Origin of the sequence: Arthrobacter sp. 131MFCol6.1, assembly GCF_000374925.1 — a bacterium.
In the GTDB taxonomy this organism is placed as follows: Bacteria; Actinomycetota; Actinomycetes; order Actinomycetales; family Micrococcaceae; genus Arthrobacter.
Genome location: NZ_KB895548.1, coordinates 59842 through 85679 on the forward strand (window position 1 = coordinate 59842; position 25838 = coordinate 85679).

Here is a 25838-nt window from a genome sequence, read left to right on the forward strand (position 1 = left end):
CGCCGTCGGGCAGGCTGGCACCTACTTGCGAGGACTCCTTGAGCGAACATCTCCGCCTTTCGGGCGTATCCCACGGCTATGGGGACCGCCAGCTCTTTGCCGGCGTCGACCTTGCCATCACGGCCGGTGAACATGTGGCGATCGTTGGCGAAAACGGCGCGGGCAAATCCACGCTGCTGCGGATCCTGGCCGGCTTCGAGGCCCCGGACGAGGGCACGGCCGTCAGCCACGGCCGCGTGGGCTACCTGGCCCAGACCCATGGCCTGCCGGAGCAGTTCACCGTCCGCGACGCGATCGACGCCGCACTCGAATCGCTCCGCGCGCTGGAGGCCGAGCTGGACCGTCTGGAGGACGGGCTGGCCGGCGCGGAAGCGGACGAACTGGAGCGCTACGGAAACCTGCAGACGCAGTACCAGCTCAGGGAGGGCTACGCCGCGGAATCCCGGGTGGAGGCGGCGCTGGACCGGCTCGGCCTGGGCGGGCTGGACCGGATGCGGACACTGGGCTCGCTCTCCGGCGGGGAACAGGAACGGGTGGCACTGGCCTGCGTTCTCGCCGATCCCGCGGACATCCTGCTCCTGGACGAACCCACCAACCACCTGGACGCCAGCGGCACGGCCTGGCTGGAGGCACGGCTGGCCGCGCACCGCGGCACCGTGGTGGTGGTCTCCCACGACCGCGTCCTGCTGCGCAAAGTGGCCTCAACCGTGATTGAGGTCGATGCCGAACGCCGGTCGGTCAACCGGTATGGCAACGGCTATGAAGGCTATCTGCGGGAGAAGGCTGCCGAACGCCAGCGCTGGGCCCAGCAGTACCACGGATGGCTGGACGCGATGGCCGCCGAACGGCTCCAGGCGGACACTGTTTCCGGGAAGATGGGCTACGCCCGCCAGCGCGACGGCGACAAAATGGGGTTCGACTTCAAGGCCGGCACGTGGCAAAAGGCCGCCACCAGCAAGGTCCGTAATGCCCAGGAGCGGCTGCGCCGGCTGGAGGCAAGCCCCATTGACCGTCCCCCGGTGCCCCTGAAGCTGGCGACCGATCTGCGGGCGGACGTAGCCGAAGGCCCGGCTCTCGAGGCGAAGGGGGTCGCCGTGCCCGGCCGCCTGGAACCCACGGACTTCCGGGTGGAAGCCGGCCAGAAGATCCTCATTACGGGCCCCAACGGGGCCGGGAAGTCCACGCTGCTCTCCGTCCTCGCCGGCACGCTGGAACCGGCCCAGGGCAAAGTGGTGAGGCACGGCCGGATCGGCTACCTGCAGCAGGAGTTGGAACTTCCGCAGCGCCCGGGACTGCGTCTCCTGCCAGCTTTTGCCGCGGGCCTGGGCGGCAACATCGATGAGCACGCCGAGGCCCTGCTGCGGCTGGGGCTCTTCCGGACCAGCGAATTCCACGTACCGGTGGGCAGCCTTTCCGCGGGGCAGCAACGCCGGCTGGCGCTGGCCCGGCTCCTGCTCGGCGGGTTCGGGACGATGCTGGTGGACGAGCCCACCAACCACCTGGCGCCCGTGCTGGTGGAACAGCTCGAAGCGGCCCTGTCCGAGTTCGCAGGAACGCTGGTCATGGTCAGCCACGACCGCGCGCTGGGGGAGTGGTTCAGCACCTGCGCCCGGCGAGGAACGAGCCAAGAAACTCGGCACGGGAACAGCACTGGGAACTGGCTCCGGTACGCGATGCGGGACGGCGCCCTGGCATAGCGGAACGATTCGCCGGGGCTGGCGGAACCCAAATAGAATATTATTCGGCGAATCAGCTAAACGGGTGTCATTAATTAGGCATAGCGCCTGACTGGTGTTGCCCGCGTCACGGCCAGGCCGGGAAATCCAGTACGATGGATGAGCCGCGCGAGGGTTTGACTCCTTGTGAGGTTCGGTACATCTTGCTGCCCCACCGGGCAGAACCCGAATGGTGTGTAACCGAATCCCGGTCCCGTCCCGGCCATAATCCGACCTACAAGGAACCGTTGTGCCATCAATTACCCCCACAGAACTCCAGAGCGCGCCGGCGGAATCCGCCGTCGACTCGACCCTCAGCGCCGAGGGCTATAAGAAGACCCTGAGCGGGCGCCACGTGACGATGATCTCGATGGGCGGCGCAATCGGCGTCGGCCTGTTCATGGGCGCCGGCGGACGCCTGGCCTCCACGGGCCCGGCGCTGATCTTCTCCTACGCCATCGCCGGCGTGATCGCCTACCTGCTCATGCGGGCACTGGGCGAGCTCATCATGTACCGCCAGACCTCGGGCTCCTTCGTCAGCTACGCCGGCGAAATGTTCGGCAAGAAGGGCGCCTTCCTCTCCGGCTGGATGTACTTCATAAACTGGGGCATGACCGGGATCGCCGAGCTGATCGCGATCGGCCTGTACTTCCAGTTCTTCTTCCCCAACGTGCCGGTGGAAGCCTCCGCGATTGCCGCCCTCGCGCTGCTCGTTGCCGTCAACCTGCTCAGCGTCAAGGCGTTCGGCGAGTTTGAATTCTGGGCGTCCTGCCTCAAGGTCGGCGCCATCCTGATCTTCCTGGCCGTCGGCACCTTCATGGTGGTCACCAACGCCAAGGTCGGCACCGGCCACGCCTCAGTCGCCAACCTCTTCGCCGACGACGGCGGGATGTTCCCCAAGGGCGCCCTGGTGATGGTCCTCGTGCTCAACGCCGTGATCTTCGCCTACAACGGCATCGAACTCGTCGGCATCACCGCCGGCGAGATGGAGAACGCCAAGCGCGAAGTGCCCAAGGCGATCCGCGCCGTCGTACTGCGCATTGTGGTGTTCTACGTCGGTTCCGTGCTGCTGCTGGCCATGCTGCTGCCCTCGGACCAGTACAAGGCCGGCGTGTCCCCGTTCGTCACCGTGTTTGGCCAGATGGGCCTCGGCTGGGTGGGCGACGTGATGAACATGATCGTCATCACCGCCGCGCTGTCCTCCTGCAACTCGGGCCTGTACTCGATCGGCCGCGTCTTCCGCACCATGGCCAACAACGGGCATGCCCCGCAGTGGCTCACCCGGATGTCCAAGCGCCACGTGCCGTACGCGGCCATCCTCGCGATCGCCGCCTTCTACCTCGTGGGCATCCTGCTGAACATCTGGCTCGGCGGCTCGCACGCCTTCGACCTCGCACTGAACACCGCCTCGATCGGCGTGATCTTCACGTGGGGCGCCATCTTCGCCAGCCAGATCGCGCTGCGCCACCAGAAGGGCCGCGTCTCCAGCCTGCCCATGCCGGGCTCGCCGTGGACCAGCTGGGCCGGACTGGTCGCGCTGCTGGCCATCACCGTGCTGATTGGCTTCGACACCATGACCAGCAAGACCGGTGAGGTCTTCCACCTGGGCCTGTGGACCCTGGCGACCGTTCCGTTCTTCGCGCTGGTGCTGTGGCTGGGCTGGCAGAAGGTCAAGAACAACGCACCCAAGAGCGAGCTCTACAGCTAGGACCCACCGGTCCGGCGCTTAACGCGGCGACGGCGGCAGCCACCTGGAGAAGGTGGCTGCCGCCGTCGCGTTTAAGGCCCCGAAGCTTCAGTAACTGGCGGGGGTGCCGCCCGGCTCAACCACCGGGTCCGGTGGGATGTACTCGGCGGCAAGGGCCTCGGAGCCGCGGGCCAGGATGGACACATCGGCCCCGACCAGCACAAACGCTGCGCCGGCGGCCAGGTAGGCGCGGGCGGTTGCGGGGTTGAAGGCGTTCACGCCGGCGGGTTTGCCGGCCGCGGTGGCGGCGGCGAGGCAGTGTTCGACGGCGGCGCGCACCCGGGGGTGTTCCTGCTGGCCCAGCAGCCCCATGGAGGCGGCGAGGTCGGAGGGCCCGAGGAAGATCGCGTCCACGCCGTCCACCGCCAGGATGTTCTCCACGGCCGCAACCGCGGCTTCGGACTCAATCTGGACGGTGACGCTGACGGTGTCGGAGGCGCGGGCGAGGTAGTCCGGGATCCGGTTCCAGCGCGCGGCCCGGGCCAGGGCGGAGCCGACGCCGCGGACCCCGTGCGGCGGGTAGCGGGTGGCGGCCACGGCGGCCTCCGCCTCGGCTGCGGAGTTCACCATGGGGATCAGCAGGTTCTGGACGCCGAGGTCCAGGTACTGCTTGATCAGCACGGTGTCGTTCACCGGCGGCCGGACCATGGCCTGGACCGGGTAGCCGTGCACGGCCTGCAGCTGGGCCAGGATGGACTCGAGTCCGTTGGGGCTGTGTTCGGCGTCGATCAGGAGCCAGTCCAGGCCGGACCCGGCGCAGAGCTCGGCCACCAGCGGGCTGCCCGAACACACCCACATCCCGGCCAGCGGCCGGCCGGCAGCGCCGGTTTGGTTGCGCAGGGCATCCCGGAACGTGGGTGCGGGTTCTACTCGAAGCGGCATGTGATGCTCCCCAGCGGTCCGTAGTCGGCGTGCACGGTGTCGCCTTTGTAGACCCAGAGGGGCCGGGTGAAGGAGCCGGCGAGGATGATGTCGCCGGCCTTCATCCCGTCGCCGTGGGCGGCGATCTTGTTGGCCAGCCAGTGCACGCCGTTGGCCGGGTGGTCCAGGACCCCTGCCGCGACGCCGGTTTCTTCCACTGTCTGGTTTTTGTAGAGGATAGCGGAGACCCAACGCAGGTCCACGGCATCGGGACGGACGGGGTTGCCGCCGATCACCATGGCGCCCATGGCCGCGTTGTCGGCGATGGTGTCCACGATGGTCCGGCCCTCCATCTCGATCCGGGAGTCCAGGATCTCCAGGGCCGGGACGACGTAGTCGGTGGCGTTCAGGACGTCGAAGATGGTGCAGCCGGGGCCGGCGAGGTCCTGCTTCAACACGAACGCGAGCTCCACCTCGACCCGGGGATGCGTGTACCGGTCCCACTGCACCGAGCAGCCGGTTTCCAGCACCATGTCATCGAAGATGGCGCCGTAGTCCGGCTCGGTGATGCCGGTGGCGGCCTGCATCGCCTTGGACGTGAGGCCGATCTTGCGGCCCACCAGCCGGCGTCCGGCGTCCTCGTTGCGCCGCCGCCACAGCTGCTGGACGGCGTAGGAGTCCTCCACCGTCATCTCCGGGTAGCGGGTGGTCAGGCGGGGGACCGGTGTGCGGTTGCGGCCGGCCTCCAGCAGTTCGTCCGCGATGGCCTCGATCGTTGCGGGATCCAGCACGCTAGACCTGCGCCCCGAGCTTGAAGCCCGTCGCTTCTCCGGCGGAGCCGTCCTCTTCCTTGCGGGTGTAGGAGAAGCCGTCGGCGCCCACGGTCACGGCCATCTCGCTCTTTTCCTCGCGGACGATCACGGGCTGCGGGTTGCCGTCGAGGTCCAGGACCAGGGAGGCCTCGGTGTACCAGGACGGGACCACGGGATTGCCCCACCAGTCGCGGCGCTGGTTGTCGTGGACGTCCCAGGTGATGGTGGGGTTGTCCGGGTCGCCAGTGTAGTAGTCCTGGGTGTAGATCTCGATGCGGTGGCCGTCCGGGTCCAGGATGTAGAGGTAGAACGCATTGGAGACACCGTGCCGGCCGGGGCCGCGTTCGATCCGGTCCGAGATGCGCAGGGCGCCCATCTTGTCGCAGATCTGGATGATGTTGTGCTTCTCGTGCGTGGCGAAGGCAATGTGGTGCAGCCGCGGTCCGTTGCCGCCGGTCAGGGCGGTGTCGTGCACGGTCTGCTTGCGGTGCATCCACGCGGCGTACGTGACGCCGTCGGAGTCCTTGATGTCCTCGGAGACGCGGAAGCCGAGGTCCTCGAGGTACGCCCGGCCGCGCGGGACGTCCGGGGTGACCTGGTTGAAGTGGTCCAGCCGGACCAGTTCGCCGGCGGAGTAGAGGTCATAGCGCTGGGTGAGGCGCTCGACGTGTTCGGTCTCGTAGAAGAATTCGTAGGGGAAGCCGAGCGGGTCCTCGACGCGGACGGCGTCGCCGATGCCCTTGGTGAAGCCGTCCTTGCGGCGCTCGGTGCGGCAGCCGAGTTCCTTGTAGTAGGCCTCGGCGGCGTCCACCTCGGCCGGGGACTTCACGCGGTAGGCGAAGGCGGCCGCAGCGGCCACGGGACCCTTGCGCAGCACCAGGTTGTGGTGGATGAACTCCTCGAGGGAGCGCAGGTAGATGGTGTTCTCGTCTTCCTCGGTGACGTGCAGGCCCAGCAGGTCCACATAGAACTCGCGGGACTTGGCGAGGTCCGTGACCACGAGTTCCAGGTAGGCGCAGCGGACGATGTCCGGAGCCGGGACAGTGGGGGTGGGGACGAAGTTGGTCATGGTGCTCTCTCTTCTTTGAAAGGGGTCTGGGTGGGGCCGGCGGGAAACTTAGGCGCCGAATTTAGGAGTGTGGACGGTGCCCAGGGTGATGTGGACGGCCTGCTGGTCGGTGTAGAAGTCGATGGAGCGGTACCCGCCCTCGTGGCCCAGGCCGGAGGCCTTGACGCCGCCGAACGGGGTGCGGAGGTCGCGGACGTTATGGCTGTTGAGCCAGACCATGCCGGCCTCGACGTTCTGCGAGAAGTTGTGCGCGCGGGTCAGGTTCTGGGTCCAGATGTACGCCGCGAGCCCGTACCGGGTGTTGTTCGCCAGGGCGAGGGCCTCGGCGTCGCTGTCGAACGGGGTGATGGCGACCACGGGGCCGAAGATCTCCTCCTGGAAGATCCGCGCGTCCGGGGCGACGTCGGCGAACACCGTGGGTGCGATGTAGTTGCCCTCCGGCAGGTGGTCGGGGCGGCCGCCGCCGGCCAGCAGCCGGCCCTCGGTCTTGCCGATCTCCACGTAGGAGGCCACCTTGGCGTAGTGCTCGGGGTGGACCAGGGCGCCGACCTCGGTCTTGGGATCGTGCGGGTCACCGACCACAATGTTCCTGGCCCGGGCGGCGTACTTGTCGCAGAATTCCTCGTATACGGCGCGCTCCACCAGGATCCGGGAGCCGGCGGTGCAGCGCTCGCCGTTGAGGGAGAAGACGCCGAACAGGGCGGAGTCGATCGCGGCGTCGAGGTCCGCGTCGGCGAACACGACGCACGGTGACTTGCCGCCCAGCTCCATCGAGAGGCCCTTGAGGTTCGCCGCGGCGTTACGGAAGATCGTCTGGCCCGTGGTGGTCTCGCCGGTGAAGGAGATCAGCGGCACATCCGGGTGCTTCACGAGGGCATCCCCGGCTTCCTCGCCGAGGCCGTTGACCAGGTTGAACACGCCGTCGGGGAGCCCGGCGTCCTTGAAGATCTGCGCCCACAGCGAGGCCGAGAGGGGGGTGAATTCGGCCGGCTTGAGCACCACGGTGTTGCCGGTGGCCAGGGCCGGGGCGAGCTTCCAGGACTCGAGCATGAACGGGGTGTTCCACGGCGTGATGAGCCCGGCGACGCCGATCGGCTTGCGGTTGACGTAGTTGATCTGGGCGCCGGGGACCTTCATGGCGTCGTCGAACTGGGCCACGATCAGGTCCGCGAAGAAGCGGAAGTTCTCCGCCGCGCGCAGCGCCTGGCCCTTGGCCTGGGTGATCGGCAGGCCGGTATCGAACGTTTCGAGCTCGGCCAGGCGTGCCTCCTGGGCCTCGACGGCGTCGGCGATCCGGTTCAGGACCCGGGCCCGCTCGCGCGGCTTCATCTTCGGCCACGGGCCGTTGACGAACGCCTCGCGGGCCGCGGCGACGGCGAGGTCGATGTCTTCCTTCTGGCCGGCGGCGGCGGTGGCGTAGTTGGTGTTGGACACCGGGTCCAGAACATCGAAGGTTGCCCCGCCCACCGAATCAACGAATTCGCCGTTGATGTAGTGCTGGATGTGGGTGGGAAGGCCCTGCGGAACGTAGTGGGCTGTGGTTTCTGCGGCAGTAAACGTCATTGTTTTTCCTTACTGGTAGTGCAACGCCGGGTCACTTACGGCCCATGAGGGGGGCCTTAATGGGCGCTAAGTGACCCCGCGTTGGTTTGGGCGAGGTACGCGTCGAGGGTGGCGCTGCGGTGGCGGCGGGCGGCCTTTTCGATGTCATCCGGGCTGGCGCCGGACTCTATGAGCTGCAGCAGCGCCTCGTGCTCATCGACGGATTCGTGGGCACGGCCCGGGACGAAGCGGAACGTGGAGGACCGCAGCGACGCCAGCCGGTTCCAGCCCCGGTGGACGAGGTCCAGGATGTGCGGATTGGGGCAGTGCTCGAACAGGACGCTGTGGAAGTCCTGGTTCAGCCGGGTGAACCGGACGGGGTCGAAGTGCTGCAGGCACTCGCGCATCTCGGCGTTGACGGCCCGGGCGCGGGCCACGTCCGCCGCCCCGATCAGCGGGGCCGAGAGTGCCGTGGCGGCGCCCTCGACGATGCTGAGGGTCTGCATCGTGTACAGGTATTCGGTGGGGTCGATCCCGGACACGGTGGCGCCGACGTTCCGTTCGAATTTGACCAGGCCCTCGGCCTCAAGCCGGCGGATCGCTTCGCGGACCGGCACCACGCTGACGCCCAGGTCCTCGGCGATCTTGGCCAGCACCAGCCGGTAGCCGGGGGAGTAGGTCCCGTCCACGATCCGGGCCTTGACGGCCGCATAGGCCTGCTCGGATTTACTGCCGGAGGTCGCGGCCGGCGTGGTTGCGGCCCTGGCTGTCTCAGTCATTGGCCTTGCCGGCTTCCCATTGCTCGTAGCGGGTCCGCCATGCGGCGTTGAGCGGGTAGAGGCCGTCGACGCTGTGGCCCTGCTGCACCATCTCGGCGATGAAGGTTTCCTCGCGTTCCTGCGCGATCGAGTCGTCCGCGAGCTCTTCGGCGAGGGCCGGCGGGATCACCAGGATGCCGTCCGCGTCCGCGACGATGATGTCCCCGGGCTGCACGGTGGTGCCGCCGCAGGCGATGGTGATGTCCGTGTCCCAGGGGATGTGCCGGCGGCCCAGGACGGCCGGGTGCGGGTTGGCATAGTAGGTCGGCATCTCCATGGCGGCCACGGCGGAGAAGTCGCGCACGCCGCCGTCGGTGATGATGGCGGCGGCGCCGCGGACCTGGGCGCGCAGGGCCAGGATGTCGCCGATCGTGCCGGTGCCCTTTTCGCCGCGGGCCTCCATCACCAGGATCTCGCCCTCGTTGACGGAATCGATGGCCTTCTTCTGGGCATTGAAGCCGCCGCCGTGGGTCTTGAACAGGTCCTCGCGGTTGGGCACGTAGCGCAGGGTCCGGGCCAGTCCCACGATCCGCCGCTCCGGGCGGGTGGAGGTCAGCCCGTCGATGCTGACGTTGTTCAGGCCGCGCTTGCGCAGCTGGGAGGACAGGGTGGCCGTGCAGACGGACTCCAGCTTCGCCTTCAGCTCCGGGGACAGGCCCGGCGTTCCTGACGGCTGGGCGGCGGAGAGGCCGGCTGCTTCACGGGAACCGTAGGCTTCCTCCCGCTGGAGATCATCGGTCTTGGGACGGGCGCCGAAGTCCGCGAACGGCGTCGTGCCTTCCACTACCCGGGTGACCAGCCGGCCGGTGGTGAGCCCGCCGCCGTCGTCGTCTACTTCCACTTCGACGACGTCGCCCGGCGTGGCGACCGACGCCCCGGCGGGGGTGCCGGTGAGGATGATGTCGCCCTCTTCGAGGGTGAGCAGCTGGGAGAGGTCGGCCACGAGCCGGGCGAACGGGAAGAGCAGGTCCCCGGTGGTGTCGTCCTGGACCAGTTCGCCGTTGTGCCACGTGCGGATCCGCAGTTTTGCGGGATCGACGGCGTCTGCCGCGATCAGGCCCGGGCCCACGGGCGTGAAGCCGTCGCCACCCTTGGAACGGAGGTTGGAGCCCTTGTCCGCGTAGCGGAGGTCGTAGACGCTGAGGTCGTTGCTGGCGGTGACCCACTCGACATGGCTCCACGCATCCTCGATGCCCACGCGGCGGGCGGGCTTGCCGATGATCAGGGCGATCTCGCCCTCGTAGCCGAGGAGTTCGCAGCCGGCCGGGCGCTCCACGGTCGAAGGGGCTGCCGCCGAACCGAGAGCCAGGGACGATGACGGCTTCAGGAAGTAGGAGGGCTGCTCGGGTGTGCGGCCGCGCTGGGCTGCCCGGCTGGGGTAGTTGATATGCACCGCGATGACCTTGCGGGCCGCGGCCAGGATGTGGTCGGTGACCTGTTCCAAGTGTTACTCCTCATCGAGTACGAAATCGTATACGAAACACTATGGCCCGGGAATGGCGGAGCGTCAACCCCCTGCGCCGGGACATGTGTCTGGGCATTTGCCGGGACCGTCTGGCGCACTTGTAACCTGCGTCATATCTGCCGTACAGTTCTGGATCAAGGACCAAAATTCTATTATCGAACGTCACGTTCTAATATCGAACACGCTAGGCCGTTGACAGGCCGCCACACAACGAAGTGAGGAAAGCCCGTGCATTTCCACCACCACGGTTACGTATCCGGTGACCCGCGAGTCCAGCCGGCCGCCGGCGTCGGCATCGATCGGCCCACGCAGCTTCCCGATGAGGTTGATGTGCTGATCGTGGGCTCCGGCCCCGCAGGCATGCTCGCCGCCGCCCAGCTGTCCCAGTTCCCGGGCGTCACCACCCGGATCGTGGAACGCCGGCCGGGCCGGCTCGCGATCGGCCAGGCCGACGGCATCCAGGCCCGCAGCGTCGAGACTTTCCAAGCCTTCGGTTTCGCCGAGCGGATCATCGCCGAGGCGTACCGCATCACCGAAATGGCGTTCTGGAAGCCGGATCCCGCGGACCCCTCGAACATCGTCCGCAGCGCCCGCACCCTCGATGACCCGGGCGGGATCAGCGAGTTCCCGCACCTGATCGTCAACCAGGCCCGCGTGCTCGACTACTTCTCCGAGTTCATGGCCATGTCCCCGGCCAGAATGTCCCCGGACTACGGTCTGGAGTTCCGCGGCCTGGAGGTCACCGGCGAGGGTGAATATCCGGTCACGGTGACGCTGGCGCACACCGCCGGTCCCGACGAGGGCCGGGAACGCATCGTCCGGGCCAAGTACGTCGTGGGCGCGGACGGCGCCCGCAGCAGGGTGCGCGAGTCGATCGGCTGCACCATGGCCGGCGACCAGGCCAACCACGCTTGGGGCGTCATGGACGTGCTCGCCTCCACGGACTTCCCCGACATCCGGCTCAAATGCGCCATCCAGTCCCACGACGGCGGCAGCATCCTGCTGATTCCGCGCGAGGGCGGGCATCTCTTCCGCATGTATGTCGATCTCGGCGAGGTCGCCGCGGACGACCGCGGGGCCGTCCGCAAGACCACCATCGAGCAGATCATCGCCAAGGCCAACGCGATCATCCACCCCTACACGCTCGACGTGCGCAACGTGGCCTGGCACAGCGTCTACGAGGTGGGCCACCGCCTCACCGACAGGTTCGACGACGTCCTCCCGGAGGAGCTGGGCACCCGCACGCCGCGCGTGTTCATCACCGGCGATGCGTGCCACACGCACAGCGCCAAGGCCGGCCAGGGCATGAACGTCTCCATGCAGGACGGCTTCAACCTCGGCTGGAAGCTCGGCCACGTGCTGGAGGGCCGCAGCCCGGAGAGCCTGCTGTCCACGTACTCGGCCGAGCGGCAGGTCGTCGCGAAGAACCTCATTGACTTCGACAAGGTGTGGTCGACGCTCATGGCGAAGAAGCCCGAGGAGTTTGAAAACCCCTCCGAGCTCGAGGACTTCTACGTGCGCACCGCCGAGTTCCCTGCCGGCTTCATGACCGAGTACTCGCCGTCGATGGTCGTCGCCGAGGCGACGCACCAGCAGCTGGCCACCGGCTTTCCCGTCGGCAAGCGTTTCAAGTCCGCGCCCGTTGTGCGGGTCTGCGACACCAACCCGGTCCAGCTCGGCCACCAGGCCGCGGCGGACGGCCGCTGGCGCATCTACGTCTTCGCGGACCCGGCAGCGCCAGGACAACAGGCGGGGGCCCCGTCGCCCGCCGCGGACCTCGCCGCGTGGCTTGCCGGCGCGCCGGACTCGCCGCTCGCCGCCACCCCCGCAGGGGCCGACCGTGATGCGTGGTTCGACGTGAAAGTGATCTACCAGCAGGACCATACGGGCATCGACATCGGCAACGTCCCCGCGGTCTTCACACCGGAGGTGGGGCCGTTCAAGCTCCCCTACCTCGAGAAGGTCTACGGTACCGATCCGGCGGCGGACATCTTTGAGCTGCGCGGCATCGACCGCGGCGGCGTCATCGTGGTGGTGCGCCCGGACCAGTACGTGGCCAACATCCTGCCGCTGACGGCGACGGCGGAGCTTGCCGCGTTCTTCGCGCCCCTCCTGCAGGCAGGGCGGGCTGCGGCGGTGTGACCGGCTTTCTTCGCAAGGTTGGACCGGGCGGGCGCTCAGCCGGGGACTGCCTGCCCGGTCCGGTATTCGGCGGCGGCATAGACGCCAAGGATGCGCACCTCGGTGGTGAAGAACTCCAGTTCCTCCAGCGCCAGGCTGAGCGGCAAATCCTCGGGGTGCCCCTCGACGTCGGCCATGAACATCGTGGCCGCAAACTCGTTGCCCACCATATAGCTCTCCAGCCTTGTCATGTTCACGCCATTCGTGGCAAACCCGCCCAGCGCCTTGAAGAGTGCGGAGGGGACGTTCCGGACCCGGAACAGGAAACTGGTCACAGCCGGTCCCGGCAACGCCTCCCGGGACGGCAGCTCCTTTTCCGGCGCCAGGACCACGAACCGCGTGGTGTTGGACGGATCATCCTCCACCCGCGAAGCCAGCACCTCCAAGCCGTAGATCCGGGCCGCGAGCGGGGGAGCGAGGGACAGCTTGGCTGGATCGTTCCACTCCCGCACTTCACGGGCGGAACCCGCGGTATCCCCGGCAATAACAGGCTTCAGGCCGGCACTGCGGATCAACTTGCGGCACTGACCCAGAGCGTGGATGTGGCTGTGGACCTCGGTGGCCCCCTCGATGGTGCTGCCGGGGATGCCCATCAGGTCGAAATGGATCGGAAGAAAGTATTCGCCCACAATCTGCAGCCGGGATTGGGGCAGCAGGATGTGGATGTCAGCCACCCGGCCGGCGATCGAGTTCTCGATCGGAATCATGGCCAGGTCGGCCTCGCCGCTGGATACCAGCTCCAAAGCGTCCTCGAAGCTGGCGCAGGGGACGCTCTCCAGCCCGGGAAACATCTGCGCGCAGGCAATATTTGAATTGGCGCCGGGCTCACCCTGGTACGCAATCTTCTGGACCATGGTCCGTATGGTTTCACGCCCAGCGCCCGCCTGCCTAAGTAAGTCGCGGCTGGCGCTGTCTCAGGGACTCCAAACGGCCTGCCGCGACTCAGGTGGGGTTCAGATGCTTGGCGAAGTGGTCCTCGATCCGCTGCCAGGCTTCCGGGGCCGATTCCGGATCCGGGCCGATGCCCATGACCCGCATGAGCGGCCGCAGCACTCTCGGCCCGGTCTCCACATCATTGAGGAAGGCGTGCCCGGCGTGCGGGAATTCCTTCACGTCGTTCTCCACGCCCAGCCCGTCGAGCACGGCCGCGAGTTTTGCCGCTTCGCCGGGCAGGGTGCGGTCCCGGCCGCCGAAGTTGGCCACGATCGGGCACGCGCCGGCGAGGGCCGCCGCGGGGTCTTTCGGCCTGCGTCCATAGTTGACGGCGGCGGCGTCGAAGCCGTCATTGGCCAGCAGCAGGGCGAAGCCGCCGCCCATGCAGAAGCCGATCACGCCGATCTTGCCCGTGGTCCGGCCGGACGCAAGCAGCCAGTCCCGGGCGGTGGCCAGATCGGTGAAGGCCCGGCCCTCGCCCGCGGACAGCGCGCGCATGGTGGCGACGAGGCAGCGGCGCGCCCCGCCGTCGCTGTACAGGTCAACGGCCAGTGTCAGGTAACCGGCCGCCGCCATCCGGTCGGCGTGGCGGACAGTGATGTCGTCCAGGCCGAAGGCTTCATGGACCATCAGGACGGCCGGGAAAGGCCCTTCGCCCGCCGGCGTCGACAGGTAGCCGCGCAGCTCCGGCGAACCGCCCGCCGCGGCGCCGCTGGCCTGGCTGAGGTCAGTATTGCTGAGACCCCGGGTGGCGGCCTTGCCGCGTCCTGCGTGTGTCCGGTCCATGCTGGCCCCTCCGTCGGCTGTGGGGCCATTCTTGCATGGCCGCAAAACCGCGGCACGACAAAACGGGCACAAAAAAGCGGCGCCGGAGATCCCCCAAAGGAAAATCCGGCGCCGCGGTCGCCCTAAGGACTAGTCCTTCTTGAAGGCGTCCTTGACGTTTTCGCCGACCTTCTTCGCGTCGGCTACAACCTGGTCCCGCTGGCCCTCGGCTCGAAGCTGGTCGTTGTCAGTGGCGTTGCCAGCAGCTTCCTTGGCCTTGCCGCCGAGGTGCTCTGCTTCGTTCTGAATCTTGTCTCCGACACCCATGGTGTAGGCCACCTTTCGTTCCGGTTGAAAATACTGTCCGATCAGCCTAACACAAAGCATGCTTACTAATTCAAGGGGTTTCGCGGGGTAATCCTCCGGAGTGTCGTCTGCGGCGGTTTGCGGGGCGGTTTGTCAAAGGGTGAAGTTCCCCCGGTCCGCGGGCTAGGCTCGAGGTCATGGACCACAAGACCACTCTCACGCAGCACATCAATGCTCCGGCGGACTCGGTCTGGGCGGTGGTGTCGGACATTCCCGGATCTGCCGCGACCCTGTCCGGCGTCGATTCGATCCAGATGCTCACCGACGGGCCCTATGCCGTGGGCACCCGCTGGAAGGAAACCCGCACCATGATGGGGCGCTCGGAAACGGTGGAGATGTGGGTGTCCCAGTCCGAGGCGCCGTCGAACGGCCGGGCCGGCAGCACCACGGTGAAGGCCCTTCAGGGCGGCGCCGACTACACCACCAGGTTCGCCCTGGCGGAGCGCGGCGGCGGAACCGACCTCACGCTGACCTTCGGCGCGGAAGTCATCAAACCGACCCGGTTCAGCAGGATCATGCTCACTGTGTTCGGTCCGCTCGGGATGCGCATCACCCGCAAGGCCCTTGCAAAAGACCTGGCGGACATCGCGGCCAAGGCCGAGTCCCTGTGATGGTCCGGCGGAATGCGGCGGACAAAACCCCGAAGGTCACCGCCCCCCGGCTCGCCCCGGTCCGGACCGGGGAGCTGCGGGATGACCCTGCCCCGGAGTTCCGGCGAGGTGTTCGGTACGACGGCGTCCGGTACAGCCGCGCGTCGGCAGAAGGTCTGGACCTGGGCGGTGCGGACTTTGCCGAGTGCGAGTTCACGGGGGTGTCGTTCAATGAGACGCAGCTGCGGGGTGCGACTTTTCGTGACTGCATCCTGACCGAGGCTTACGCCCCTGTGCTGATGGCGGCCCGGACCAGCCTGCGGGATGTCGAGATCGGCAACCCCCGCTGGGGATCGGCGGAGCTCTACGAAAGTGGCTGGCAGTCCGTGCGGATCGACGGCGGCAAACTCGACTACGTGAACCTTCGCGGATCCAAGCTCACGGACGTGCAGATCAGCGACTGCATCATTAGCGAGCTGGATCTGGGCTCCTGCACCGCCACGCGGGTCGCCTTGAAGAACTGCACTATCGGCACTCTTGATTTCACCGGAGCCAGGCTCAAGGACTTCGACCTCCGCGGCACCGACTTCCGCACAGTCAGCGGCCTGGGCAGCCTGGCCGGCCTCGTCGTCGACGATTACCAGCTCACCCTGCTCGCTCCGTTGCTCGCGGCCCATCTGGGCGTCGTCGTCGCGTAATCCGGCGGCATCCGGTTGACCCCCTTGCACCGCCGTGTAATCTTTATAGAACGAACGGTCGGTAAATTACTTTGCTGCCGGCCCCGCTTTCTTGGTGAAGGATGTTCTCATGGTCGAGGCTTTTCTTGTTGGCGGCGCCCGCACCCCCGTGGGCCGGTACGGCGGCGCCCTCTCCGCGGTCCGCCCCGATGACCTGGCCGCACTGGTGGTCCGCGCGGCTGTGGCCCGCGCCGGCGTCGATCCGGACACCATCGACGAGGTCATCCTCGGCAACGCCAACGGGGCCGGCGAAGAGAACCGCAACGTGGCCCGCATGGCCACCCTCCTTGCCGGGCTGCCCCTCCACATCTCCGGCATCACCGTGAACCGGCTCTGCGCCTCCGGGCTCAGCGCCATCATCATGGCCAGCCATATGATCAAGTCCGGCGCCGCGGACATCGTGATCGCCGGCGGCGTCGAATCCATGAGCCGCGCTCCCTGGGTCCAGGAAAAGCCCCGGACCGCCTTCGCCAAACCGGGCGAAATCTTTGACACTTCCATCGGCTGGCGTTTCGTGAACCCCCAGTTCACCAAGGGCGAGCTGTCCCGGGACGGAAAAATGACCTACTCCATGCCCGAGACGGCGGAAGAGGTGGGACGGGTTGACGGCATCTCGCGGGAGGACGCCGACGCCTTCGCCGTCCGCTCCCACGAACGCGCCCTGGCCGCCATCGCCGCCGGCCGTTTCGCCGAGGAAATTGTCCCCGTGACCGTCAAGACCCGCAAGGGCGAGACCGTGGTGGACACCGATGAGGGTCCCCGCGCCGGCACCACCATGGACGTCCTCGCCGGGCTCCGGCCGGTAGTCAAGGGCGGCTCGATCGTCACCGCGGGCAACTCCTCCACCCTCAACGACGGCGCGTCCGCCATCATCGTTGCCTCGGAGGCCGCGATCCAGAAGCTTGGCCTCACGGCCCGCGCCCGCATCATCGACGGCGCCTCCGCCGGCTGCGAGCCCGAAATCATGGGCATCGGCCCGGTCCCGGCCACCCAGAAGGTGCTCGCCCGTTCCGGGCTCAGCGTCGAGGACCTCGGCGCCGTCGAACTCAACGAGGCGTTCGCGACCCAGTCCCTGGCCAGCATGCGCCGGCTTGGCCTGGACCCGGAGATCGTGAACCGCGACGGCGGCGCGATTTCCCTGGGCCACCCGCTGGGGTCGTCCGGTTCCCGGATCGCCATCACGCTGCTGGGCCGGATGGAACGCGAAAACGCGAAGATCGGCCTCGCCACCATGTGCATCGGCGTCGGCCAGGGCACGGCAATGCTGCTGGAGCGCGTCTAGTGGCGGCCCCGGCAGCAGCGCTCGAGACCGCTACCTTCAGCACGCTCCTGGTCGAAGAGCGCGAGGACCGGGTGGTGGTGCTGCTCAACCGGCCCGAGGTCCGCAACGCAATCGACCAGCAGATGGTCGACGAACTCCACACCGTCTGCGCCCATCTCGAGCGTCTCCCCAAGACCCTCATCATCGCCGGCGCTGACGGGGTATTCGCCTCCGGTGCCGACATCGGCCAGCTGCGCGAACGCCGCCGCGACGATGCCCTGCAGGGCATCAATTCCACCATTTTCGTCCGGATCGCCAAGCTGCCGATGCCCGTCATCGCGGCCCTCGACGGCTTCTGCCTCGGCGGCGGCGCCGAGCTGGCGTACGCCGCCGACTTCCGGATCGGCACACCGTCCGTCCGGATCGGCAATCCCGAAACCGGACTCGGCATCCTGGCCGCCGCCGGTGCCAGCTGGCGCCTCAAGGAACTCGTGGGGGAGCCCGTCGCCAAGGAAATGCTGCTGGCCGGTTCCGTGCTGCGCGCAGAACGTGCCCTCGCGGTCAATCTCATCACCGAAATCCATGAACCGTCCGATCTGATGGCCGCGGCCCACAGCCTCGCCGACCGGATCGCCACCCAGGATCCGCTGGCCGTCCGGATTACCAAATCCGTGTTCCACGCCCCGGCCGAGGCGCATCCCCTCATTGACCAGTTGGCACAGGGGATCCTCTTCGAGTCCCAGGCCAAGTTCGACCGTATGCAGGCTTTTCTGGATAAGAAATCAGCCAAAAAGTCAGCCAAAGAATCAGGGAAGCAGAAATAAACATGGGCAACTCCGTACTCCCCGATAACCTCCCCGCATCCGTCGGAGTTCTCGGCGGCGGCCGCATGGGCGCCGGCATCGCCCACGCCTTCCTGATCAACGGAGCCAACGTGGTGGTGGTCGAGCGCGATGAGGCGTCGGCCGAGGCAGCCCGGGAGCGGGTAGAGTCCGCCGCCGCCAAGAGCATCGAGCGGGGCGCCGTGGACGGCAACCTGGACGAGATCGTTTCCCGGCTCGCGGTCACGGTGGACTATGACGACTTCGCCGGCCGGCAGTTGGTGGTCGAGGCCGTTCCGGAGGACTGGGACCTGAAGGTCACGGCGCTGCGCGGCATCGAGGAACGGCTCGCCGACAGTGCCTACCTTGCCTCCAACACGTCGTCGCTGTCCGTCAACGGGCTGGCCCGTGAACTGAAGCGGCCGCAGAACTTCCTGGGCCTGCACTTCTTCAACCCGGTGCCGGCGTCGACGCTCATCGAGGTGGTCCTCGGCGAGCAGACTTCCGACGCCCTGGCCCAGGCCGCCCGAGGCTGGGTCGAAGCGCTCGGCAAGACCGCCGTCGTGGTCAACGACGCACCTGGCTTCGCCTCCTCCCGGCTGGGCGTTGCGATCGCCCTCGAAGCGATGCGCATGGTGGAAGAGGGCGTGGCCACCGCCGAAGACATCGACAACGCCATGGTTCTGGGCTACAAGCACCCCACGGGCCCGCTGCGGACCACCGACATTGTGGGCCTGGACGTGCGCCTCGGCATCGCGGAGTACCTTCAGTCCACGCTGGGCGATCGTTTCGCTCCGCCGCAGATCCTCCGCGACAAGGTTGCCCGCGGCGAACTGGGACGCAAGTCCGGCAAGGGCTTCTTCGACTGGACCAAGTGACCGGCGTTCGTTCGTGCCCCTAGGATGGTGCGGTGACCTCCCTGGACCGCCCCGCGATCGCCCCCATCACCCTGGCTGGCAAATACGTCGTCCTTGAGCCGCTGAGCCAAGACCACCATGACGGCCTCGTCGAGGCGGCCCGCGACGGCGAGCTGTGGCAACTCTGGTATACCAGCGTGCCCGCCCCGCAGCAGATGGCCGCCGAGATTGAGCGGCGCCTGGCCCTGCAGGACAGCGGCGCCATGCTGCCCTTCACCACGCGGCTGCTCGACCCCGCCACGGGCGGACCGGGCCGGGTGATCGGGATGACCACCTACATGAACATCGACGCCGCCACGCCCCGGGTGGAGATCGGCTCCACCTGGAATGCGGCATCCGCACATGGCAGCGGCAGCAACCCGGACTCCAAGTTGCTGCTGCTGCGGCACGCCTTCGAGACGCTGGGCTGCCCCGCCGTCGAGTTCCGGACGCACTGGCTCAACCACCAGTCCCGTGAGGCAATCACCCGGCTGGGGGCCAAACAGGACGGCGTGCTCCGCAGCCACACGCGCAGCACTGACGGGGCGCTGCGCGACACCGTCGTGTATTCCATCCTGGAACACGAGTGGCCGATGGTCCGGAACGCCCTTGAATCAAGGCTGGCCAAGCGGCGCTAGGGTGCCGCGTAGGCCTTGGCCTCACTAAGGGATGCGAAGTACGCCTCGTAGCCCTTGGCGTTCGGGTGGAAGTTTTCCGGACTGGCCGGGGCCCAACGGTGGAGATTGATCCACGGGGCCGCAGAGTTGACGCCGTGACCGGCGAAGGCGGCCCGGACATCGACGTACTCCGCCCCCGTGGCCCGGGCAGCGGCGGCGATGGAGCCGTTCAGGCCGTCAGCCAAGTGCGTGGCCTTGTAGATGAACCGGGACATCGAATCAGTCTGGCCGGGGGCGACCGGATCGTAGAGGTAGGGGTAGCCCGTCACCACAACGTTGGCGTTGGGCGCGGCAGCCTTCACGCGCTGGATCATCGCGGTCACGTCACCGGCCAGTTTGTGGCTGGAGATCTGGTCCTCCGCGTAGGCGCTGGCGGCTTCGCACAGTGGGTCCGCGGCGGGATTGACGATGGCAGCGCCGCAGGAGGCGAGGATTTCCGCAAACCGGAGATTGTTGCCGCCAGCAGTGATGGTGACGAGCCCGGTAGCCCTGTTCAGCCGCTTGAGCTGGGTGTCGACGACGTCCTGGGTCGTCTTGCCGCTGCAGGCGGCGTTGGCAACCAGCTTGATGGTTTTCGTGTGGGTAGCGAGTTCGGAATAGCTGTTCTCGCTGCGGTAGCAACCATCCAAGTACGGCCCCGCCCCCAGCCCGGCGGCGTAGGAGTCTCCGAGTGCAACGTACCTGGTCCTGTCCACAGCCTGCGCCGGCACAACCGCCACACCGGCCGCCATGGCCAAGGTGGCGAGACCGGCCGCCAGAGCCGTTCGCCGGCGTCGAAGTTTCAGAGTTCCCATGGTGTTTCCCCTCAGTGGCTCGCTGGTTTCAGCGCGCCTGCTGTGAAACGAGTCGCGAGGCGTGAACCCCAGACTCTGCCAATGGTCCCACTCGGTATAACGTTTGTGAATCCTGCCGCGGATCGCGCCGGTGCGTGTGCTTAGCTGTCTGGATGACGATTCCTGCAGCGCCCCTGGGCCAAGCCAAGGGGCAGGCGGTGCCCGGAACGATGGAGTGGGACGGGGCCGTCAACGCGTGGCACGTGGCCGGGGACGTGTTCCGCATGGGACGCCGGGAATGGCTCACCGAGGCCGGCTGGCGGCAGGTGCACCGTCGGGGTATCCGGACCGTCATCGACCTCCGCAACGAAGCCGAAATCCGGCGCCGGGAGACCGATCCACCGGTGCGGGCGGCGGCCCTGGCCGGCTTCGACGTCGTGCAGGCCCCCACCGAAGACCCAGATAACCGCGAATTCCGCGAGCTCTGCGTGCCTTACCTGAACGACCCCGCCTGTTATTCCGACAACGCCAGGCTGTTCCCGCACCTGCTGGCCCGTGTCTTCAAAGCGGTGGCCGCCGCGGAGGGCGGCGTGGTTATCCATTGCTCCGCCGGGCGGGACCGGAGCGGCATGATCGCCGCCATGCTCCAGGACCTCGCCGGCCACAGCGACGAGGCCATTGTGCGCGGCTACCAGCGCTCCATGCGGGGCATCAACGAGCACCTCCGGCACGCTGCCGTCCCGCATCCCCACGAGCGTTTCCTGCCAGAGAACGTGCTGGTGCCCCTGCTGGAATCCCGGGGCAAGAGCCTGCTGCACTTCGTCCGGTCCCTCAACACAGCGGACTACCTGGTCCGCCACGGAGTGACGTCCGAGGAACTCGCGGCCATCCTGGGAAAGCTCGGCAGATAGGGTGCGCGCAGTTAGGGTAGGCCAGTGAAGACTCCGAAGTTCCAGCCGCTGGGGCGGGCCGCTGCGGCCCTCGCGATTGCGCTTGCCGGTACCCTGCCTGCCTTTGCGTTCACCGCAGTCCCGGCAATGGCCGAAGCCAACGCCCCGGCCCCTGCCCCTGCCGGCTCGGCGCCGTCGACGGTCTCGACGGCGGTCCCGGTGCCGGCGGCTAGCCCTACCCCGGCCGCGCCGGACCCGGCGCCGTCGACGGTCTCGACGGCGGTCCCGGTGCCGGCGCCGTCTGACGCGCCTTTGGCCGGTTCTTCTGCGGTGCCGTCCGCGACGCCGATCAGCGATGCCGGCCTCGCCGAGGCCGTGCGGCGGGACCTTGGCATGACCCTTGCGGAATTCGACGCCGCCGGTGCCCTTGCCCGCCGGGCCGCCGACGCCGCACCCTCTCTGCGGGCGCTCCCCGGCTATGTGGGGATCAGCCTCTCCGGCGGCAAGATCGCGGTTGAAGGCAGCGGCCCCGAGCTCCGTGCCCGCGTGGCCGAACTGAACCGGTCCGGCCACGCCGACTTCGTGCTTGCCGCCCCTGCGGCCGCCGCCGTTGTTCCCTCGGCCGCGGAGCTGCTGGCCTCCAGCACCCAGCAACTGTTCGAGGCCTACGTCCGCGAGGTCGGGACCGCCGGGCTCCAGGCCGTCACCTACACCGACGGCCACTTCGTCATCCGCGCCGGCGGCACCAACACGGCGCAGTCCGTTCCCGCCTCCGGCGCCGTTCCTGCCGCCGGATTGAATCTGCAGCCGGCGGGAGAGCCGGGCACGAAGATGTCCCCGGCCGAGTTCGTGGCCCGCTACTCCAACGTGACGCTGGAACAAGGATCGCGGGTCACCACCGAAGAGGACTTCTTTGGCGGCCAGGGCTACATCGTTGACGGACGCACGCTCTGTTCGGCCGGGTTCGGGGCCTTCAGCCCCGCGGGCGAGCCCGTGGTCCTGACCGCCGGGCACTGCGCCGGTGACGGCGCCGCGAAGCAGGCCGAGATCGAAGATCCGGCGGGGGCGCCAGCGGCCGGGGGCGCCGGTTCGGGCGCGGCCGCCGGGATCCTGGGCACATTCGGGTTCAGCCAGTTCGGCGGCTCCGGCAATTCCAGGGTTGCGTCGGACGGCACCAACGTCGGCACGGACATCACCGTCCTCCAAGGCATCAGGAGTGGCCTGGACCTCCAGCCCGCCGTCACCCGATGGGACAATCCTGCCGATCCGGGGCCGACGTCCGTGAAGATCGTGGGAACTGTGGCGCCCTTCCAAGGCCAGCCCGTGTGCCGTTCCGGCCGGACCACCGGGTGGAGGTGCGGCACGGTGGACTCGGTCGGCATCTGGGCCATCCCTGGGCCAAATTCACTGCCGCCGGACTATGACAACGATCTCCGGGCGGTCCGGGGCTTCGACTCGACGTCCGTCACCTCCGGCGGCGGGGACTCCGGCGGACCGTGGATCAGCGGGAACTTCGCTGTCGGGCTGCACACAGGGGCGGAAAGTACCGACGAAGGCGTCCAGACACGGGCCATCGCGACCACCCTCGAGGACGCCATGGGCCAAGTCCCCGGCGGTGTCCAGCTGCAACTGTTCCTGGCCAAGCCAACGCTCGCGGCGGCCTCCAACGGAACCGTCACAGCCGGTGAGCGGATTGCCGGGCACATCGATGCCGGTCCGGCCTCTGTGGTGGCTCCGAATTCCAAGGTCCGCATCACCGTCCTGAACCAGAAACCGGGCCAGACCTCCGGCCAGAAGGACGGCCAGCCCTTGGAAGTGCCGGTCGACGCGTCGGGAAACTGGCAGTTCCCCGCACCGTCGTCGGCCGGGCCCTTCAAGTTCTCCGCTGAAACCGTGAACGGCTTCAGCGGCTCCGGCGCAGTCGCCTTGTCCGTCGACGTCTCCAGCCTCGCGGCTCCGGCCATCACCTCACCGGTGGACGGCCAGCCGGACGGCCCCGGACTCACCGCCATCGAAACCATCGAGGGCACCGGAGAAGCCGGAGGCACAGTGCAGCTCTCCGGCGACTTCACCGGGACCGGACTCGTCGACGCAGACGGCCGCTGGAGCATCAACGTGGCCGATCAGCCGGTCTTCGGAAAAATTTCGGTCACGGCCGTGCTCACGGACCCCGGAGAAGTGGACAGTCCCGCGGTGACCCGCACCTACTCCGTCATTCCGCCCGCACCGGCGGTGTCGAACCTCAGGGACGGCAAACACCTGCGCCAGGACGCCCTGCCAGCGACCATCTCCGGCAGGGCAATTGATGGCGCCGACGTGGCCGTGGCGGTGGACGGCGTTGCTGTTGACTCCGTGCAGGCCGGTTCCGGTTCCGGAGCGGCGGAGACCGCGCTTGAGCCCGGGATCACGCAGACCTCGGCCGGCAGTGCCCGGTGGAGTGTCCCGTTCCCCGCAGAACTTGCCGCCGGAGCGCACACCGTGACCGTGACGCAAGCCATTGACGGTGTCGCATCGTTGCCGGCAGCCGTGGCATTCGTTGTCGATGCCGCGCCTGCTTCCGGGGGCACCCCGGCCGGCACGCCGGGATCCGGGAAACCGGGAGCCGGGACGCCGGCAACGCCCGGCCAGCCGGCAGTCCCGCAGCAGCCGGCCAACCCCGCCGGGGCTCCCGCCGGACCGGCCAAACCGGTGCAGGCTCCCGCCCCGCCGTCGGACACCTCCGTCAGCGTGGGCGGCACAGCACCGGACAACACAGCACCTGGCAACACGCCGGGCACCGCAGACCAGTTGGCGAGCACGGGCGCCGGCGGGCTTCTGCCTGTCGCCGGGCTCGGTGCCGGGGCCCTGCTGCTCGGCGCGGCCTTCGTGGCGTTCGGCCGGCGCCGGGCGGTGCGGTAGCAGGGGCTCCAAGCCCGGGCTCGCCGGAAACCTGCGGGGTCGCCGTACGGCTACGGCGACCCCGCGAGTTTTGGGCGAATCCGCGCGATAGGGACAGAACAGCCCGCCGCGGTTACTGGAAGTCGGCCAGCCAGAGATCCGGGCCGAAAACCTCGTATTGAATGTCCTTGGCAGGGACGCCACCGGCAATCAGGGCGCTCCGAACCGACTTCAGGAACGGCAGGGGACCGCAGAGGTAGTACTCGGCGTCGTCGGGGAGTTCAACGTCGCTGACGTCCATGAAACCGGAGAACACGGACCCGGTCGCCTCTCCGGCCTCCGCTGCTTCCGCGGGTGTCAGGAACCACGTCTTCAGGGTCCCGTCCGCGAGTTTCGCGAGATCCTCCGTAACCTGCGCGCGGAGCGGGAAGGTTGCCTCGCTGTCATCGGCATGCAGGAGCATCACCTGGCGTCGCGACCCGGACTGCACGAGGTGGGAGAGCATTCCGGCCATGGGCGTGATGCCGATTCCGGCGCTGGCCATGACCAGGGGCCGGTCCGTGTACTCCAGCACTACGTCGCCGAACGGTGCTGAGAGCACCACTTCGTCGCCCACCTGGACATCGTTGTGGAGCAGCGTGGACATCTCGCCGTCGGGAGTCGGAAGTCCGTGGACCCTCTTGACGGCGAATTGCCGGTGCTGGCCGTCGTCGGCCTTGGTCAGGCTGTATTGCCGGGGCTGCTGTACGCCGTCGGGCATGGTCATCTTGAGAGTCACGTACTGCCCGGGCAGGGACGGTTTGACGTCCCGCTCGTCGGTCCGTTCGACGACGAACGAGACGACGTCGGCGGTCTCCTGGATCCGCTGCACCACCCGCCACGTCCGCCAAATGGTCTCGGGGGAGAGGTGCACTGCGTTGTACAGCCCGCGCTCCTTGTTGATGAGCAGGTTCGCCATCAGCCAGTAGACCTCGTCCCAGGCCGCGGCGACCTCGGGCGTGACCGCATCCCCCAGAACGTCCACGATCGCCCACATGAGGTGGTCGTGGACAATCTGGTACTGGTCCGGGCTCAGTCCCAGCGAGACGTGTTTGTGGGCCACCCGGGAGAGCAGATGGTCCGGCACCTGGTCCGGTTTCTCCACGAGCATTCCGGCGAATGCCGCGATGGATCCTGCGAGTGCCTGCTGCTGGCGGCCGTCCGCCTGGTTTCCCCGGTTGAACAGCCCGTCCAGGAGATCCGGCTGCGCCTCGAACATATGTTTGTAGAAGCGCTTGGCGATCTCCTCGATGTGCTCGCCAACCACGGGAAGCGTTGCCTGGATGACGGGAAGTGAGGTGTCTGAGAGCATGGTGGATCCCTTCCGGTGAGACCGGTGATACCCAGCGGTGCCGGGCGACTCAGCACTTCCACGCTAACAGCCGGGGCAGCGGGCCTTCCGGGTCCATCGGCCCTACATCGCCGGCGGAGTCCGGTGTAGGCGGCTGCTCAGGCCCGGGTGATCAGCCGCAGGCCCCCGCTCGCCGGAACGCTGCGGGGTCGCCGGAAAGATACGGCGACCTCGCACGGTTCTGGCGACCTCGAGGGGCGGGGCCCGTACTCAGCCCTTGCGGTCCAGCAGCAGGTTGGTGATCCGCAGCGTGCAGATCCGCTGGCCGGCCTCGTTCGTGATCAGCACCTCGTGGGTGGTCAGGGTGCCGCCCAGATGGATGGGGGTTGCCGTGATCGTGATCAGTCCCTCGCGGGCCGACTTGTGGTGCGTGGCCGAGACGTCGACGCCCACCGCCGTCTTGCCCAGGGTGCTGGCGTGGATGACGGCGGCCCAGGATCCCACGGCCTCGCCCACGGCCAGTGAGGCGCCGCCGTGCAGGAGCCCGAACGACTGCCGGTTGCCCTCCACCGGCATGGTCGCCACCACGCGGTCCACGGACTCCTCGACGATCTTCACACCCATCTTCTCGTCGAGTTCCCCAAGGGTGATCTTCCACAAGTCGGTGCTGCCGGTCTCGGGCGTCATAGCGTCTCCTTTGTTGCCGCCCGGC

General features: G+C 67.9%; 23 protein-coding genes. 11 read left to right on the plus strand and 12 right to left on the minus strand.

Annotated elements, in window-relative coordinates:
- Positions 1-38 precede the first annotated feature (38 nt).
- Both C566_RS0114485 and C566_RS0114490 read left to right on the plus strand, forming a co-directional pair.
- On the plus strand, positions 39-1697 hold the full coding sequence (locus C566_RS0114485; protein ID WP_018775069.1) for an ABC-F family ATP-binding cassette domain-containing protein: 1659 nt from the start codon (positions 39-41) through the stop codon (positions 1695-1697).
- A 268-nt stretch (positions 1698-1965) separates the two neighbouring features.
- The gene (locus C566_RS0114490) at positions 1966-3423 is read left to right on the plus strand and encodes an amino acid permease (protein ID WP_018775070.1); all 1458 of its coding nucleotides are present in this window, start codon (positions 1966-1968) and stop codon (positions 3421-3423) included.
- An 87-nt stretch (positions 3424-3510) separates the two neighbouring features.
- Here the strand turns inward: C566_RS0114490 and C566_RS0114495 are convergent, their stop codons facing one another.
- From C566_RS0114495 to C566_RS0114520, 6 genes are read right to left on the minus strand one after another with little or no spacing between them, the layout of a single operon-like run.
- Positions 3511-4344 (minus strand): HpcH/HpaI aldolase family protein, encoded by an 834-nt coding sequence (locus C566_RS0114495; RefSeq protein WP_018775071.1) that lies wholly within the window; start codon positions 4342-4344, stop codon positions 3511-3513.
- The gene (gene hpaH / locus C566_RS0114500; protein ID WP_018775072.1) at positions 4329-5114 is read right to left on the minus strand and encodes a 2-oxo-hept-4-ene-1,7-dioate hydratase; all 786 of its coding nucleotides are present in this window, start codon (positions 5112-5114) and stop codon (positions 4329-4331) included. The genes C566_RS0114495 and hpaH overlap by 16 nt, the downstream gene beginning before the upstream one ends.
- 1 nt (position 5115) lies before the next feature.
- Complete coding sequence (gene hpaD, locus C566_RS0114505; protein WP_018775073.1) at positions 5116-6204, minus strand: 3,4-dihydroxyphenylacetate 2,3-dioxygenase; 1089 nt, start codon at positions 6202-6204, stop codon at positions 5116-5118.
- 48 nt (positions 6205-6252) lie between these two features.
- Entirely contained in the window at positions 6253-7767 is a 1515-nt protein-coding gene (gene hpaE, locus C566_RS0114510) for a 5-carboxymethyl-2-hydroxymuconate semialdehyde dehydrogenase (RefSeq protein WP_018775074.1), read from the minus strand.
- 56 nt (positions 7768-7823) lie between these two features.
- Positions 7824-8525 (minus strand): GntR family transcriptional regulator, encoded by a 702-nt coding sequence (locus C566_RS0114515; protein WP_018775075.1) that lies wholly within the window; start codon positions 8523-8525, stop codon positions 7824-7826.
- Complete coding sequence (locus C566_RS0114520; protein ID WP_018775076.1) at positions 8518-10008, minus strand: fumarylacetoacetate hydrolase family protein; 1491 nt, start codon at positions 10006-10008, stop codon at positions 8518-8520. Before C566_RS0114520 ends, C566_RS0114515 begins: the two co-directional genes overlap by 8 nt.
- A 249-nt stretch (positions 10009-10257) precedes the next feature.
- On the opposite strand from C566_RS0114520, the gene C566_RS0114525 reads away from it, so the two are divergent.
- Positions 10258-12171 carry an FAD-binding monooxygenase gene (locus tag C566_RS0114525; RefSeq protein ID WP_018775077.1) on the plus strand — a complete coding sequence of 638 codons (1914 nt, stop codon included), beginning with the start codon at positions 10258-10260 and terminating at the stop codon, positions 12169-12171.
- Between the two features lie 35 nt (positions 12172-12206).
- On the opposite strand, the gene C566_RS0114530 is transcribed toward C566_RS0114525, so the two are convergent.
- The 3 genes from C566_RS0114530 to C566_RS21565 all read right to left on the minus strand — a co-directional run bounded on the left by C566_RS0114530 (position 12207) and on the right by C566_RS21565 (position 14235).
- Positions 12207-13064: a prephenate dehydratase gene (locus tag C566_RS0114530; RefSeq protein ID WP_018775078.1), complete on the minus strand. Its 858-nt coding sequence runs from the start codon at positions 13062-13064 to the stop codon at positions 12207-12209.
- A gap of 88 nt (positions 13065-13152) precedes the next feature.
- Positions 13153-13929 carry a dienelactone hydrolase family protein gene (locus C566_RS0114535; protein ID WP_018775079.1) on the minus strand — a complete coding sequence of 259 codons (777 nt, stop codon included), beginning with the start codon at positions 13927-13929 and terminating at the stop codon, positions 13153-13155.
- Between the two features lie 129 nt (positions 13930-14058).
- Positions 14059-14235, minus strand: a complete 177-nt coding sequence (locus tag C566_RS21565) for a CsbD family protein (protein WP_043422699.1) — start codon at positions 14233-14235, stop codon at positions 14059-14061.
- A 176-nt stretch (positions 14236-14411) separates the two neighbouring features.
- On the opposite strand from C566_RS21565, the gene C566_RS0114545 reads away from it, so the two are divergent.
- The 6 genes from C566_RS0114545 to C566_RS0114570 all read left to right on the plus strand — a co-directional run bounded on the left by C566_RS0114545 (position 14412) and on the right by C566_RS0114570 (position 19217).
- Entirely contained in the window at positions 14412-14885 is a 474-nt protein-coding gene (locus tag C566_RS0114545; protein WP_018775081.1) for an SRPBCC family protein, read from the plus strand.
- Complete coding sequence (locus C566_RS0114550) at positions 14885-15562, plus strand: pentapeptide repeat-containing protein (RefSeq protein ID WP_018775082.1); 678 nt, start codon at positions 14885-14887, stop codon at positions 15560-15562. Before C566_RS0114545 ends, C566_RS0114550 begins: the two co-directional genes overlap by 1 nt.
- Before the next feature lie 109 nt (positions 15563-15671).
- Positions 15672-16883, plus strand: a complete 1212-nt coding sequence (locus C566_RS0114555; protein WP_018775083.1) for a thiolase family protein — start codon at positions 15672-15674, stop codon at positions 16881-16883.
- Positions 16883-17686: an enoyl-CoA hydratase/isomerase family protein gene (locus C566_RS0114560; protein ID WP_018775084.1), complete on the plus strand. Its 804-nt coding sequence runs from the start codon at positions 16883-16885 to the stop codon at positions 17684-17686. The genes C566_RS0114555 and C566_RS0114560 overlap by 1 nt, the downstream gene beginning before the upstream one ends.
- 2 nt (positions 17687-17688) lie before the next feature.
- Positions 17689-18561, plus strand: a complete 873-nt coding sequence (locus tag C566_RS0114565; protein WP_018775085.1) for a 3-hydroxyacyl-CoA dehydrogenase family protein — start codon at positions 17689-17691, stop codon at positions 18559-18561.
- A gap of 32 nt (positions 18562-18593) precedes the next feature.
- Positions 18594-19217, plus strand: coding sequence for a GNAT family N-acetyltransferase (locus C566_RS0114570; RefSeq protein ID WP_018775086.1), 624 nt, complete (start codon positions 18594-18596; stop codon positions 19215-19217).
- Here C566_RS0114570 and C566_RS0114575 read toward each other — a convergent pair.
- Positions 19214-20050 (minus strand): SGNH/GDSL hydrolase family protein, encoded by an 837-nt coding sequence (locus C566_RS0114575; protein ID WP_081627344.1) that lies wholly within the window; start codon positions 20048-20050, stop codon positions 19214-19216. The genes C566_RS0114570 and C566_RS0114575 overlap by 4 nt on opposite strands.
- Positions 20051-20259: 209 nt before the next feature.
- Between C566_RS0114575 and C566_RS0114580 the strand changes: the two genes are divergently transcribed.
- Entirely contained in the window at positions 20260-20940 is a 681-nt protein-coding gene (locus C566_RS0114580) for a tyrosine-protein phosphatase (RefSeq protein ID WP_018775088.1), read from the plus strand.
- Between the two features lie 24 nt (positions 20941-20964).
- The gene (locus C566_RS0114585; RefSeq protein WP_026266717.1) at positions 20965-23817 is read left to right on the plus strand and encodes a hypothetical protein; all 2853 of its coding nucleotides are present in this window, start codon (positions 20965-20967) and stop codon (positions 23815-23817) included.
- Positions 23818-23929: 112 nt separating this feature from the next.
- Here C566_RS0114585 and C566_RS0114590 read toward each other — a convergent pair whose 3' ends face one another.
- Together C566_RS0114590 and C566_RS0114595 are read right to left on the minus strand one after the other, a co-directional pair.
- A complete protein-coding gene (locus C566_RS0114590) occupies positions 23930-25147 on the minus strand; it encodes a globin domain-containing protein (RefSeq protein ID WP_018775091.1) in 1218 nt (405 codons plus the stop codon).
- A 249-nt stretch (positions 25148-25396) separates the two neighbouring features.
- Positions 25397-25813, minus strand: coding sequence for a PaaI family thioesterase (locus tag C566_RS0114595; RefSeq protein WP_018775092.1), 417 nt, complete (start codon positions 25811-25813; stop codon positions 25397-25399).
- Positions 25814-25838: the final 25 nt, after the last annotated feature.

Excerpts from the sequence above, each read along its gene's own strand:
- C566_RS0114495 (WP_018775071.1), bottom strand. The coding sequence starts at position 4,344 with ATGCCGCTTCGAGTAGAACCCGCACCCACGTTCCGGGATGCCCTGCGC.
- C566_RS0114550 (WP_018775082.1), top strand. The coding sequence starts at position 14,885 with ATGGTCCGGCGGAATGCGGCGGACAAAACCCCGAAGGTCACCGCCCCC.
- hpaD (WP_018775073.1), bottom strand. The coding sequence starts at position 6,204 with ATGACCAACTTCGTCCCCACCCCCACTGTCCCGGCTCCGGACATCGTC.
- C566_RS21565 (WP_043422699.1), bottom strand. The coding sequence starts at position 14,235 with ATGGGTGTCGGAGACAAGATTCAGAACGAAGCAGAGCACCTCGGCGGC.
- C566_RS0114535 (WP_018775079.1), bottom strand. The coding sequence starts at position 13,929 with ATGGACCGGACACACGCAGGACGCGGCAAGGCCGCCACCCGGGGTCTC.
- C566_RS0114575 (WP_081627344.1), bottom strand. The coding sequence starts at position 20,050 with ATGGGAACTCTGAAACTTCGACGCCGGCGAACGGCTCTGGCGGCCGGT.
- C566_RS0114580 (WP_018775088.1), top strand. The coding sequence starts at position 20,260 with ATGGAGTGGGACGGGGCCGTCAACGCGTGGCACGTGGCCGGGGACGTG.
- C566_RS0114515 (WP_018775075.1), bottom strand. The coding sequence starts at position 8,525 with ATGACTGAGACAGCCAGGGCCGCAACCACGCCGGCCGCGACCTCCGGC.
- C566_RS0114595 (WP_018775092.1), bottom strand. The coding sequence starts at position 25,813 with ATGACGCCCGAGACCGGCAGCACCGACTTGTGGAAGATCACCCTTGGG.
- C566_RS0114545 (WP_018775081.1), top strand. The coding sequence starts at position 14,412 with ATGGACCACAAGACCACTCTCACGCAGCACATCAATGCTCCGGCGGAC.
- C566_RS0114530 (WP_018775078.1), bottom strand. The coding sequence starts at position 13,064 with ATGGTCCAGAAGATTGCGTACCAGGGTGAGCCCGGCGCCAATTCAAAT.
- hpaE (WP_018775074.1), bottom strand. The coding sequence starts at position 7,767 with ATGACGTTTACTGCCGCAGAAACCACAGCCCACTACGTTCCGCAGGGC.
- C566_RS0114555 (WP_018775083.1), top strand. The coding sequence starts at position 15,672 with ATGGTCGAGGCTTTTCTTGTTGGCGGCGCCCGCACCCCCGTGGGCCGG.
- C566_RS0114565 (WP_018775085.1), top strand. The coding sequence starts at position 17,689 with ATGGGCAACTCCGTACTCCCCGATAACCTCCCCGCATCCGTCGGAGTT.
- C566_RS0114590 (WP_018775091.1), bottom strand. The coding sequence starts at position 25,147 with ATGCTCTCAGACACCTCACTTCCCGTCATCCAGGCAACGCTTCCCGTG.